The organism is Fibrisoma montanum, assembly GCF_003583365.1.
Classification (GTDB): Bacteria; Bacteroidota; Bacteroidia; order Cytophagales; family Spirosomataceae; genus Fibrisoma; species Fibrisoma montanum.
Map to the genome: position 1 here is coordinate 551,338 of NZ_QXED01000004.1, position 13,622 is coordinate 564,959.

General features: G+C 55.2%; 10 protein-coding genes. All 10 read right to left on the minus strand.

Translation table 11 applies throughout. The features are described 5' to 3' along the window. Positions 1-11 precede the first annotated feature (11 nt). Positions 12-1,241, minus strand: coding sequence for a galactonate dehydratase (dgoD, locus tag DYU11_RS16230; RefSeq protein WP_119668743.1), 1,230 nt, complete (start codon positions 1,239-1,241; stop codon positions 12-14). A gap of 102 nt (positions 1,242-1,343) precedes the next feature. Beyond that, entirely contained in the window at positions 1,344-2,699 is a 1,356-nt protein-coding gene (locus tag DYU11_RS16235) for an enolase C-terminal domain-like protein (protein WP_119668744.1), read from the minus strand. A 110-nt stretch (positions 2,700-2,809) separates the two neighbouring features. Continuing rightward, positions 2,810-4,345, minus strand: coding sequence for a SusD/RagB family nutrient-binding outer membrane lipoprotein (locus DYU11_RS16240; protein ID WP_119668895.1), 1,536 nt, complete (start codon positions 4,343-4,345; stop codon positions 2,810-2,812). Positions 4,346-4,441: 96 nt separating this feature from the next. Beyond that, entirely contained in the window at positions 4,442-7,576 is a 3,135-nt protein-coding gene (locus DYU11_RS16245) for a SusC/RagA family TonB-linked outer membrane protein (protein WP_119668745.1), read from the minus strand. Positions 7,577-7,631: 55 nt separating this feature from the next. Beyond that, complete coding sequence (locus DYU11_RS16250) at positions 7,632-8,876, minus strand: mandelate racemase/muconate lactonizing enzyme family protein (protein WP_119668746.1); 1,245 nt, start codon at positions 8,874-8,876, stop codon at positions 7,632-7,634. A gap of 70 nt (positions 8,877-8,946) precedes the next feature. Continuing rightward, positions 8,947-9,984: a LacI family DNA-binding transcriptional regulator gene (locus tag DYU11_RS16255; protein WP_119668747.1), complete on the minus strand. Its 1,038-nt coding sequence runs from the start codon at positions 9,982-9,984 to the stop codon at positions 8,947-8,949. A gap of 253 nt (positions 9,985-10,237) precedes the next feature. Further along, positions 10,238-10,969 carry a tRNA (adenosine(37)-N6)-threonylcarbamoyltransferase complex dimerization subunit type 1 TsaB gene (tsaB, locus tag DYU11_RS16260; protein WP_119668748.1) on the minus strand — a complete coding sequence of 244 codons (732 nt, stop codon included), beginning with the start codon at positions 10,967-10,969 and terminating at the stop codon, positions 10,238-10,240. A 106-nt stretch (positions 10,970-11,075) separates the two neighbouring features. Further along, positions 11,076-12,737, minus strand: coding sequence for a S41 family peptidase (locus DYU11_RS16265; protein WP_119668749.1), 1,662 nt, complete (start codon positions 12,735-12,737; stop codon positions 11,076-11,078). Between the two features lie 27 nt (positions 12,738-12,764). Beyond that, positions 12,765-13,322 carry a ribonuclease P protein component gene (locus tag DYU11_RS16270; RefSeq protein ID WP_374755992.1) on the minus strand — a complete coding sequence of 186 codons (558 nt, stop codon included), beginning with the start codon at positions 13,320-13,322 and terminating at the stop codon, positions 12,765-12,767. A gap of 89 nt (positions 13,323-13,411) precedes the next feature. Continuing rightward, positions 13,412-13,579 (minus strand): 50S ribosomal protein L34, encoded by a 168-nt coding sequence (rpmH, locus tag DYU11_RS16280; RefSeq protein WP_009285763.1) that lies wholly within the window; start codon positions 13,577-13,579, stop codon positions 13,412-13,414. Positions 13,580-13,622 lie beyond the last annotated feature (43 nt).

A 13,622-nucleotide genomic window follows, 5' to 3' on the forward strand; every position in this document is an offset into this window, starting at 1 on the left:
TAATATAATACCTACCAGTCAACTACGGAGCCATCGAGGGCATTGTAGGATTCGGGGTTTTTCCAGTCGTGACCAATCTTATCCTTCATCTGGTCCTCGTCCAGTTCGATGCCCAGGCCTGGTCCCTGCGGAATCATGACCGTACCATCTTTTTGCAGCCTGAACGGATTTTTCAGATACCCTTCGCCCAGCGTGACCTGCTCCTGTACCAGAAAATTGGGCACACTGGCGGCCAGATGCAGCCCTACGGCCAGCGAAATAGGTCCCATCGGGTTGTGCGGAGCAATGGGAGCGTAGTAGGCTTCGGCCATACCGGCAATGATCCGGCCTTCGGTAAGCCCACCGGCATGACACAGATCCGGCTGAACAATGCTGGCCGCTCCTTTCTCCAGAATCTCGCGGAAGCCCCATTTCGTGAAGATCCGCTCACCCGTTGCGATAGGCAGGTGCGTGCCCCGGGCGATGTCGACCATCGTATCGACGTTCTGGGCCTGGCAGGGTTCCTCAACGAACATGGGCTGAAACGGCTCCAGTTGCTTGATGAGCACCTTGGCGGTCTGGGGCGATATGGCGCCGTGGAAATCGATGGCGATGTCCATGTCCGGTCCGCCGGCTTCACGTAACGACGCAAAATTATCGGCCGCGTACTGGATGAAGCGGGGGTTCTCGACCAGGTTGGCCGGATTCTTTTTCGCCACCCCGGTTTTGATGACCGTGTACCCCTCCGCTTTACGCTTCTTCATGTCGTCGGCGTTGCTGGCCCGGCCGTAAATCCGAACCCGGTCGCGGGTGGGACCACCGAACAGTTCATACACCGGTATGTTCAGGAGTTTGCCTTTGATGTCCCACAGCGCGTGGTCGATGCCGCTCAGGGCGCTCGTCAGGATGGGCCCGCCCCGGTAAAACGCATGACGATAAATCGCCTGCCAGTGGTGGACGACCTGCCGCGGGTCTTTGCCGATCAGATACGGCTCAATCTCTTTAATGGCCGTCTGAATCGTTTGGGCGCGGCCTTCGAGCAGGGGCTCACCCAACCCGACAAGGCCGACGTCGGTGTGAATTTTCAGGAAAATCCAGCGGGGTTTGACCAGGAAGGTCTCCAGCCTGGTGATTTTTACCTTACCGTAGTCCCGGAAGGGTTCAGGCTTTTGGGCGTACGACGACTCGGGGAGCAGCAGGCTCGTACCGGCCAACCCCAGCACGGATTGAATGACGGAGCGACGGGAGAGGTTTGTTTTCATTGAAGGGAAAAGGAAAAGAGTGAAAGAGTGAAAGGTGAACGAGCGAAACGGGACGGCAGCTATGGGAGTGGCTGACTCATTCGCTCGTTCACCTGTTCGCTTCTATGGTCTGATGATTGTACCGTCTACTTTACGTACCTGCCAGTTCGACTTGGTACCAATGGGGTATTTGGCGGCTTCTTTTTCGTTGATGTCGACGCCCAGGCCGGGCACCTCGTTGACCGACATGTAGCCTTTGTTCATGGTTGGGCAACCGCTGAACACCTCCTTCATCTTGTCGGAAAAGCTCACGGCCTCCTGAATCCCAAAGTTCCAGACAGCCAGGTCGATGTGAGCGTGAGCGGCATGACCAACCGGCGATACGTCGCCCGGACCATGCCAGGCCGTCCGGACGTTGAACCACTCACCCAGCCGCGCTACTTTCATGGCGGGTGTGATCCCCCCAATCTGCGATACGTGAATCCGGATGTAGTCGAACCACTGGTTCACCATCGGCTCCTTGAACTCGTTGATGTTGTTAAAAAGCTCACCCATAGCGATCGGTACGGAGGTCGTCTGGCGCAGTTGGGCAAACCACTTCATGTTCTCGGGTGAAAACGGGTCCTCAATGAAGAACGGCTGATAGGGCTCCAACTGGCGGATCATATTGATCGCGTCCATCGGCTGCACCCGCTCGTGGATGTCGTGCAGGAGTTCTACTTCTTCGCCACACCGCTTGCGGACCACATCGAACATCTTGGGTACGGCTTTGAGGTAGGCCCGTTCGTTCATGAAACTGTCGCTCTCTCCCCCGAACCCGGCGGCTTTGTAATCGGGCTGCTGGTTCAGGCTGCCCACCCCGCCGTAGCCGCCCTGCTGAATCCGAACGTACTTAAACCCGCGATCCATGATGCTCTGGGCGCTGTCGGCAACCTCCTCGGGCGTACGGCCGCTGGCGTGGGTATAGCACGGAATGGCAAAACGGACCTTGCCGCCCAGCAGTTTGTAGACCGGCATTCCAGCCCGTTTGCCTTTGATGTCCCAGAGGGCCTGATCCAGACCGCTCAGGGCGTTGTTCAGCACGGGGCCGTTGCGCCAGTAGGAGCTAACGTACGCAGCCTGCCACATGTCCTCGATGTTGTCGACATCCTTGCCCATGCAGAAGTCGTTGAGGTAGCTGTTGATGGCGGCCACTACGGCTACCGCCCGCTGCGTGAACGTAGCGCAGCCTAAGCCGTACAGGCCCGGTTCGGATGTCTCAACTTTCACGACAATCAGGTTAGAACCCTGAGGGGCGGTGGCGATGGCTTTGACGCCCGTGATTTTGACCGGGGCTGTGCCTTTGGCGTAGCTCGGAGTTTCCCGCTGGTCGCGGGCGTCGGCTGGAGTTGCTCCGCCAAACAAGCCCAGTAAACCGGCTGATGAACCAAATCCAAGCATTTTTAACGTATCGCGACGACTCTGTTCAGTCAGATTCATGAGTAAGTTTTGTGGTTTAATAGGTAAGGGTATTGTACTAGTTTTTTCAGCCAGTTTTCGTGCTGTGGTTTGGCGTGGTGCCGGGTTGAGAACCCGACACCACGGCCCCATTACTTCTTATCCCACCAGACGCGGGTGTCCAGCGTGTTAGGCCCCTGACGACCAATGGCTTCGTTCAGGCTTCCGGAATTGACAACGATCTCGCTATCGGGATACGGCAGCCGCCGGATGAAGTCACCTTTCACCTCCGAGCCCGGATACGGATTCTTCTTCAGCGCCGGAAAGCCGCTTCGCCGGAAGTTGGCAAAAGCTTCGGTGCCGTCGAGGAACGAGGCTACCCAGTACTGCGTATTGATCTGATCCAGCTCCTTACCGGCTGCGAGCGGCTGGCTGTCGAGGTACGCTTTGATGGACGCTTCGGGAATGGGAGCCCCATACGAGGCCATTTGCTCCAGATTAGCCCGGATGCCTCTGGTATAGTAGTCGGCGGGCGAACCGGTTACCCAGCCGCGCACGGCGGCTTCGGCCAGCAGCAGCTGAACCTGCGCGTAGGTGATGTGAAACTCTGGTGAGTCCAGTTTGAGCACGGTGTTGAGGTTCACCTGCGAGAAGTCCCAAAGGCTGGCTACGCCGTTCTGCTGGAGCACCGACGAAATCGTTACGTCGTTGTAGCCCATCGGCATACCTACCTGTACTTTGGGATCCGACGTAGCTCGCGAGGCTGTCTGTTCCTGGCCGCCTTTTGCGCCCACGTACCGAACGGCGAAAATGGGTAATCGCGGATCGTTGTTGTCTTTCAGGTAGTTAACAAACGGAGCCGCGAGGTAGAAGTTGGTTTTTTCGCGGGCGGCCAGGTGGTTGGCGATGTAGTTGTTGTAAATCGCCGTATGCCGGATGATGGAGTTGTCGGCATTCGACTGGAACACACCACCCGCTACGGCCTTCTTCACGTACGATTCGGCCGTAGCCGGGTCAACCTTGGTCAGGCGCATGGCTGCCCGCAGCATGAATGAGTAGCCCAGCTTTTTCCATTTGGCTACGTCGCCCCCGTAGAGGATGTCGGTCGTGACGGCTGCCTGTTTAGTGTCCAGCGCAGCCGAGGCTTCGTCGAACTCTTTCAGAATATCCTTGTAGATGGCCTGCTGCGAGTCGTATTTGGGCGTGATGATCTCATTCGTGTACCCCTGTCCGGCTTCAAAATAGGGGATGTCGCCGTACGTATCGGTCAGGATCATGAAGATATACGCTTTCCAGATGCGGGCCGCGTTGTAGGTATTGGATTGCATCGGATCGCTCTTGGTCTGGTCCAGCACCGCGACCAGCTGCTTCAGTACGTTGCGGTAAAAATTAGTCCAGACCAGGGGGGTATTGCTGTTGTTGACCTGGTCGTAGTTACCACCCGACAACGAGCTGCCGTAGGGCGTTATGATCTGCTGTACAATGGCAAAATTGTACGTCAGCATCCCCAGGGTACCGAAACCGTCGAGGTAGGTCGTGCTGATGATGGCCTTGTTGAGCACCATCGAGGGGGCCAGCGAGGTAGGATTCACCCGGTTGGTATTCAGTTCATCGAACCCCTGGTCGCAGCCCGTAAACAGGCTCAGCGAAAGCAGCAGAGCGAGCGTATAAATGAGCTTGGTTTTCATGTGTCTGTAAAAGTTTGGGTTTTCGGTATTCAGTTTGCGGTTTTCGGGCGGGAGGATAAAACAACCCAGGCCGCTCACCAAAAACTGTATACAGGTTTAGAAGCGAACGTTGAGGTTGAAGCCGACGCTGCGGGTGGGCGGCAGACCCGGCCAGAAGTCCAGGCCAACGGCGTTGTCGGACGAAACCAGGGCTTCTTCGGGGTCCATGTTCTCGGTCCATTTTTTCAATACCAGTACGTTGTTGGCAACGGCGTTGATCTTCAGACCCTTGATGAACAGGCTGGCCGGTAGGAACTTGGTGAAGTCGTAGCCCAGCGTCACCTGACGCAGCTTCCAGAAACCGGCGTTGAACACGAAATCTTCGTTGATGCCCAGCGGGTTGATGGACTCGTAGAACGGCTGTACGGCCGCCCGGGTCTGGTTAACTTCGCCGTTCGGATTCACCCCGTTGCCGATCACGTAGCCCACGTCGCGGCCCGGCAGGGTGCGTTTTGACAGCCCATGCCGCATGTAGTTGATGTTGCGGCCGGCAATCATCTTGTGGCCGAGCTTGAAGTCAATCAGAGCCGACAGTACAATGCCCCGGTACGAGAAGGTGTTGGTGATCCCACCAAAATACATCGGCAGGGCGCTTCCAACGTTCTTCAGGGTATTGTTCCGGAGCGGCATCCCGCTGTTGGCGTCGAACACCTGCCGCCCCTGGGCATCCCGCAGGTACGTGAAGGTGTACAACTGACCCAGGGGCTTGCCCACCACCTGATTCAGCGTCCGGCCACCTCCGCTGCTGACGGTGATGATCGTATCTTTCTCGGTCAGGCCAAGCCGCATCACTCGGGAGGTATTGTACGACACGTTGGCGCTGACATCCCAGCGGAACGTCGGATTGCTGATGGGTGAGAAGGTTAGCAGCATTTCAATGCCCTTGTTCATACTCCGCCCCACGTTGATCAGCTTACTCGTGTACGACGAGGCATCGGATACCTGAGCGGCCAGAATCTGATCGTCAGTCAGTTTGCGGTAATACGTCAGGTCAAGACCGACTTTGTTCTGCAGCAACCTCAGTTCCAGACCTACCTCGGCTTCCTGAATCCGGAGCGGTCGCAGGTTCTTGTTCGGTACCACCGTCGCGTTGATACCGCCCACGGGTACCAGCTGACCCGACGGATTCGGGAAGGAGTTGTTATCAACGGCGAAGTAGAGCGCGTTGGAGTACGGATCAACGTTGTCGGAACCCACCTGCGCGTAGGCCGCGCGAAGCTTGCCGAACGACAGCCAGGCCGGCATGTTGTCGAACGCCTGCGAGAACACGAAACTGCCGCTGAGCGAGGGATAGAGGATGCTGCGGTTCGACGGCGCCAGGGTCGAGAACCAGTCGTTACGGGCCGTGGCATTCAGGTACAGAAATTCCTTATACGAAATGGTCGCGGCTCCGAACAGCGAGTTGATTTCCTTCTCCGAGAGGCTGTAGAGCGGGTCTTTGATGCGGCCGTTCATGACGGTATACAAGCCCGGCTGCACAAAATCCTGCACCGTCACGCTGTTGTAATCGTTCCGGGCGAAGCGGTGGTTGCCCCCAAACGTAGCATCGACACCGATGTTTCCGAATGTTTTGTTAAAGCCCAGAATAAAGTCCAGGTTGCGTTCAACGTTCTGCCGCACGTCCTGGGTGTAGGACCCGTTTACGTAGCCAACCGGGGCCCGGGCAATGGGGGCGTATCCGTTCGGAATGTTGTAGTCCTGATTGCGGATGTATGAATCCTGCGCCAGCCGGCCCTGCAGGTACAGCCAGTCGGTGAACTGGTATTTCAGTGCTACGTTGCCGAATAGCCGGTCGCGCCGAACGTTCTCGAACTTATAGTTCATCGAATAGTACGGGTTATTCCGGACCAGAAAGCGTGAGAAAACGAATTCATCGCCGTTCGGCAGGGTCTGGTTCTGTCGAAGGGCTTCGAACGGCATGGAATTGGCCAGCGTGAAGATCACCGTCGATACCGACAGGTCCTGGGTATTTAGCTGGGGCGGATTGATGTTGTTTTCTTTCGAATAGTTGATATTCCCGGAGGCCGTCAGCCGGCTGGTGATGTTCTGCGTAAAACCCAGATTGATCACCTTCCGGTTGAACTTGTTATTCTCCATGATCCCCTTGTTATCGGTATTGCCGAACGACAGACTGAAGCCACCGTTCTGCCCATTGTTAGCCACCGTAACGGTATTGGTGAAATTGGTGCCGACCCGGTAGAACTTCCTGACGCGGTTGAAAACCGGTTCGTAGGGCCAGGTTTCGTTGTCGAACAGGGTCTGTGTCATGCCCGGCTGAAACTTCTCGCCGAAGCTCCATACGCCCGAGGTTGGATTGGACGTAGTGGGTCGTTTGCCGCCCTCGCCCTGGCCGTATTCATACTGGAAATCCGTAAAATCCAGTGGCGTATCGGTCGTGAAGTTGGCGTTGTACGTAACGCCGAAGCCTTTGCCGGTACCCCGGCTTTTGGTGGTGATCATCACGACGCCGTCTTTGGCCCGCGAACCGTAGAGGGCGGCTGCCGTCGCGCCTTTCAGGACGTCGATGGTTTCAATATCGTCGGGGTTGATGCTGCTGAGGCCGTCGCCACCGTCGGAACTGTTGGATGCCCGGTTGCCGAAGTCACCGCCGAGAGCGTAGTTGGAGTTGTCGATCGGTACGCCGTTAACCACAATCAGCGGGTTGTTCTGACCGGCAAACGACGACTGACCCCGGATTCGGATCTTGGCCGAACCAGCCGGTCCGGTTCCCAACGACGAAATGTTGACCCCGGCCAGTTTCCCCTGCAGGCCACTCACAAAATTGGTGGTTCGGTTCACCGAAATCTGCTCGGCGTTGACCGAGGCCGTAGCGTACCCGAGGGTTTTGGCTTCTTTCTTGATACCCAGGGCCGTAACAATCACCTCATCGATCGCTTTTGCGTCTTCGACCAGCTGTACGTTGATGACCGAGCGGTTATTAACCGGAATTGTCTGGCTTACGTAGCTGATGTACGAAAATATCAGCGAGGTTTCCGGCCCGGCATTGATCGCGTAGTTCCCCGACGCATCGGTTGTCGTTCCCTGCGTCGTACCAACCACGACGACGTTCACACCGGGTAACCCCTGGTTGTCGGCTCCGGTGACGCGGCCCGTCACGCGGTTCGATTGCGCCCGGCTGTAATTGCTCAGGCACACGAGCAGCAGAATAAGTACATAAATCGTTTTTTTCATGGGTAAGGAATAGTTAAGGGTAATCAGAAGGCAGTCAACGCAATGCTATCCCAGGCTACCAGTTATGAATGGCGCCATCGGGGCTTTTCAGGATTGGGTGCGGGTACTTCGTGTTCTCCGCTATTTCCATAAGAAACGTAGCCTTTTTCGGGTCGAACTTCACCCCAAGGCCGGGGGCAGGGTTCAGGTAAAGCTTACCGTTTTTGAAGTTGACCAGGTCTTCGTTGAAGTAAGGCGGTCGCTCCGGTTCGCCCCCGGCCAGCTCCATCAGGCAGCGGGCCGGGCTGCTCGAACCCATCACATGCACCAGCGTAGCGACGGCGAGCGGCCCCGTGAAGTGCGGAATCATACCAACATAGTGCGTTTCGCACATGGCAGCCAGTTTCTTGAACTCGGAAATGCCGCCCGTATTCGGAATGGTGAACCGGGTGTAGTCGATCAGGTGCTGCTCGATGAAGGTGTTGCTGTCCCAGCGGTCGCCAAATTGCTCGCCAACCGCAATGGGTACGGTCGTTAGCTGCCGGATTGTTTTATACACGTCCGGATTTTCGGACCGCACAATGTCCTCGACGAAATACGGCTCCAGGTTTTCGAGAGCTTTGCAGATCTTGATGCCCTCGGTTGTGTCGAAGCGGGTGTGCAGGTCGATGGCCCATTTGCCGCCACCGCCCACGGCCGCGTCGATTCGTTTGCAGACTTCAATCGTTTTCTTCGCGTTGTCGTAGAAGTCAAACGGTTCGGGTCCGTTACCACCCGTTGGCCCAATCCGGTACGCCCGTAAGCCGGCTTCGATGCAGTCCCGGGCCCGTTCTTCTTCCGTTTTCGCTTTGGAGGCTCTGAACCCCGTAGCATAGCACTCAACGTAGTCGCGGGTGGCCCCGCCCAGCAGTTCGTACACCGGCACACCCAGCGCCTTTCCTTTGATGTCCCACAAGGCCATGTCCAGCGCGCCCTGGGCGTGTAGTTTTTCGCGGCCCGGGGGGTAGAACATACCCCGGTACAGATTCTGCCAGATGTGTTCAATCCGGAATGGATTCTCGCCGATCATCATCTGAGCGCACTGCTCGATCATGTCTTTCGAGCCGCCCTCGCCGATGCCGATAATGCCGCCATCGGTTTCAATTTCGACAATACCCCGCGCCTGGTTGAATAGTGGTTTGGTATAACCCGGTGCCGCGTAGTACCGGATTTTGGTAATCTTCAGTTTTGGTACGGCGGCTTCCGATGTAAACAGTGGCAGCCCGGCCATAGCCGCCGATGAACCCAGAAAAGCGGATTTGATAAACGTTCTTCGTTGCATACTAACTCAGGTCAGGAAATAGGAAAATGCACCCTGCTTTAACGATTAAGCAAACGGATAAAATAGAGAATCAGGTAACAAATGCTTTGACTTTTGATGAGTTACGGGCAATCAGCGTAGCTTCCATCAGCACTGGTCGGGGGGGCTGTTCAGGGTCTTTCAGTTTACTGATCAGTAGTTCTACCGCCGTTTTGCCGAGCGCTTCCATAGGTTGCTGAAGATACGTAATGGGGCAATAGTAGAGGTCGAAGGCTTCGGCCTGACCGAAACTGACAATAGCCAGATCGTCCGGAACCGTCAAACCCAGCTCGTTGATGTATTTCAGGCCGCTGATGGCCAGCCGGTACGTACTAAAAATCAGCGCGTCGACCGGTTGATCAGCAGCCAGCATCCGGTCGATCCCGGCGCGTATTTCCGGTTCAATTCGGGCAAAATCAACTTCGGTCAGCCAGTCAGGGTAAAACGTAATACCGGCATCGCGCAGCGACTCAACATAGCCCCGGATCCGCTCCTGCATGTGAAACAACTGCGACCGGTACGCAATCAGCCCAATGTTGCGGTAACCGCCTTCAATGAGGTGCGTCCCGGCAATGTAGGAAGCGTGGTAGTTGTTCAGAACGACGTAGTCGGTAGGGATCGCCGGAAAATGGCGGTCGAGCAGGACGAACGATACGTTTCGGCTGTTCAGGTACTGAATCTGTTCTTCTGTGTTTTCGGAGGAGACGATGATGAACCCGTCGACCTGCCGATTCAGCAGTACGTTGATCAGATCCCACGATTTATCGGCGTCCTCATCCGAGCTCCCGATAATGACCGTGTAGTCGTTCTTCTTGGCTTCGTCCTCAACAATTCGGGCAATATTGGCAAAGAACGGGTTGGATATATCGGCTATAATAAGCCCAATGGTCTGGGTCTTGCCACTACGCAGGCTTTTGGCCAGGTAGTTCGGCTTGTAACTTAGATCACTCGCAATCTGCCTGATTTTAGCCGCCATCTCGGCCCCGACCCGGCTTTCCTTCTCCTTGCCATTCAACACGTAGGAAACCAGCGCGGTCGATACACCGGCTTTTTCCGCGATGTCTTTCAATGATACCTTTTTCTTGCTCATGAACGAACGGGTAGGGAGGAAGCCTATCGATGGAGTGGTTCGTTGACAGTATCTATATCAAATGTAAGCTTAATCGTTTAAATAGCAAATTTTTTGTAGATATTTCTTAAAAAATTACATTATATAGGGAAATAAAAACCGGATGACTGTTGACGAAACAGTTGGTTTGGCTGGTAAAAACGGGTTTGTCATTCCGGCACCTGCTGCGTCGAAATGACAGGAACCAGTCAGAAGTTCACTTTCAGACCGTCTTTTAAACCGACGCTTTTTTGGGTTTGGTCGTCATGAAGTCTTTCAGATAGAACGGCTCGAAGGAAGCTACGTCCTCGAACTGATTTTCGGCGAAAGCAACGCCCGCCAGCTCGCCAACTGTTCGGGCTGATGGTTGAATAAGCTGTGCTAGAAACCGGGCATTAGGGTGGTAGTTCAACACCGGTCGGCATTTGTCGGCCCCATCGCCGAAAAACAGCACCGGGCCTCGATCCAGCTCATCGGCAAACGTTTGTTCATCGACAATCCTGGCTGAGGTGGGCATCACGACCGTCATGGCTTCGCCATACATAGCACAGTACACCTCCATCCGCCGGGCGTCGAGCATGGGGCACAGGATCGGGGGAGAGTCAGCAGTCGATGTGACGGATGGCGCTACCTGCCTGGCCATGGCATCGAGGGTATTAACGGCAATCAGCGGCTTATCCAACGCAAAACAAAGCCCTTTGGCGGTTGAAACGCCAATCCGGAGACCGGTGTATGAACCGGGGCCTTTTGCTACGGCAATGGCATCAAGTTGTTGAAGGTCATGGCCGGTATGACGGACTACGTCGCTGATGAGGGTCGTCAGCATGGCCGAGGACGTACGTTCCGTAAACAATTCGTAACACCCGAGCAGACCGGTTTTTTCCGGGTTTTGAGCGGTATCCTCGTTAATTTGATGGAGCGCAACGGAGCAGACGGTAGTGGAGGTGTCGATGGAGAGAATGAGCATAGAGGAGGAAAGGAGGAAAGGGAGGAGAGGAGGAAGGGACGAAAGGGGAAAGGGGTATTCACCTCGTCCCTTTTCTCCCCTTCCTCCTCTCCTCCCTTTCCTCCGCTTATTTCTTTCCTTTCAAAATTTCCTGGTAACGGTTCATGTTGCCGAACAGATCAAGAGCGGCCTTGATTTCGGGGTCAGTACCGAACGACGACTCTTTCAGGCCTTTCTGCAGGTAGTAGTGTCCCGTAATTTCCTGCTCAAGCAAGGTTTTGATTTCAGGCTTGAACGTGTTGAGGTCAGCATCCTTGCTGTGCGACATCTTCGTTTTCAGCGATTTCAACTGATCCTGAATCTGGTCGAAGTATTTTTCCTTTTTAGCCGAGGCTTCGAGGGTGTTGAGGTCTTTCTCCACCTGGGTTGTGTAATCGTATTCCTTATCGCTTACCCACTTCACAAAATCCTGGTATTCGGCATCGGTCAGGCGGAATTCCCGGGCGGGCTTAATCGCCGGGTGCTCGTGCCGGTACTTAACGGCATAGTCAAAAATCAGACCTTTGTTGGTTAGGCTCAGCGCGATGGGCGTCGGTGTCTGGTCCTCAATGGCGATGTCGGGCGTTACGCCACCGCCGTCGTACACCACGCGGCCGGCTTTGGTTTTGAACGCTGTTTTGAGGGAGTCCGGAATCTTACCTACGCTGCCGTCGGGGTTGCGGTGGCTATAGTCGATAGCCTGGATGCAGCGGCCGCTTGGAATGTAGTATTTGGCGGTGGTGATTTTCAGTTTGGTATTGAACGACAGTTCGCGGGTGGTCTGAACCAGCCCTTTGCCGTAGGTCCGCTGGCCAATCAGCACACCCCGGTCGTAATCCTGAATTACCCCCGACACGATTTCGGCTGCCGATGCGCTGTGGCTGTTGGTCAGCACCACAATCGGGATCTCCAGATCAACCGGCGGGTTGAGGGCCGTGTAGGTCTTGTTCCACTCGGTCACTTTGCCTTTTGTGGTCACAACCTCCGAATCCTTAGGAATGAACAGGTTCGAAATGTCGATGGCCATGTTCAGCAGACCGCCCGGGTTCTCGCGCACGTCGAGAATCAGCTTCTTCATGCCCTTGCCTTTCAGTTCCTGAAACGCGGTGCGTACTTCTCGTGAAGCCGTAGCCGTGAAGTCTTTGAGGTCAATGTAGCCGACTTCGCTGTTGATCATGCCGTAGTAAGGCACGTTGGTCATCTTCACTACGTCGCGCGTCACGCTGACGTCGACGGGGTCTTTCTGCCCGTACCGCTTTACGGTCAGCTTTACAGCCGTGTTGGTCTGGCCGCGCAGGAGCTTGCCGGCGTCGGCATCCCGGCGCGATTTAACATCCACACCATCCACCTTGATGACTTCGTCGCCAATCTGGAGGCCGGATTTTTCGGCGGGTGTGCCTTCGTAGATCATCAGCACAATGTTCTTGCCCTGCCGCTGGCCGATGAGGGCACCGATACCGTTGTAGCGGCCCGTCGTCATCGTCATGTAATCTTCAATTTCGTCTTCAGCGAAGAAGTTGGTATACGGGTCGAGGGCCTTCAGCATGGCGTCGATGCTGGTCTTGACCATCCGGTTCGGATTGACCTCGTCTACGTAGTACATGTTCAGTTCCTTGAACAGGGTCGCGTAGATGTCGAGGTTGCGGGCGATCTCGAAGAACCGGTCATCGTTTTTAAACGAATACAGACCGACAGTGCCTGCCAGCAGCGCTGTTGAGGCTATTAGGGTAAAGCGTTTACGAAGGCGCATGGGAGAGTCGTTTAAAGCCCGGCCAGGTTATAATTTCAGTAAGGCTAATTTCATACCTTTTTCTATTTCTTCAAACGAAATTTTAGCCTTGGCGGTATAAAGAAACGCAATAGCGGCCGGAGGTTGCTTCGATTGATCCTCAGCGCGGAATAAAATTGATTTATTTAGGCGGTAAGCTTCGCGGATGCGCCGACGCAGGAGGTTGCGGTCAACCGCCCGTTTGAAGTTCCGTTTGGAAACGACAATGAGGATGGCGGGGTGTATTTCCGACGGCTGCGAACGGTCAGACGTACCGCCAGATCGGGTTTCATCCGGATACGGGCTATTACCATCGGCCTGACCGTTTGCAACTGGTTGTTGGGATGCGTCGGTCAGACGTACCGTCAGACCTTTTGGGCTTGGCTGTTGTGGAGCGCCGGTCTGACGTACCGTCAGACCGGATGACCCCTGGAGACCTTGCGGGATATACAACACCCGAAACGGAAAAAGGTAGAACGTTTTCGTCAACGCACTACCTTTATCGAATAACTCGCCGATTACTTTTTTGCTGCAAAGCCGTTCTGATTTTGTGAAGGTTTGCCGCATGAAGTCGGTTTACGGTTTTTGGTTTACGGTCTTAGCTCATCCTATCAACCGTATCGACAGATTGCCGTGAACCGAAAACCGTAAACAGATTACAACTTAAAGCGTTCGCCTTTCTTTTCGTCGGATACCGTGAGCTTCCAGCGGCCTTTCGCACGACGGCGGGCCAGCACCTTACGGCCGTTAGCGGTTGACATCCGCTCGCGGAAACCGTGTTTGTTCTTCCGCTTACGGTTTGAAGGTTGGTACGTTCTTTTCATGATCTATCTGCCCTAAATGCCTTGTTTTCCAAATGAGTGCGCA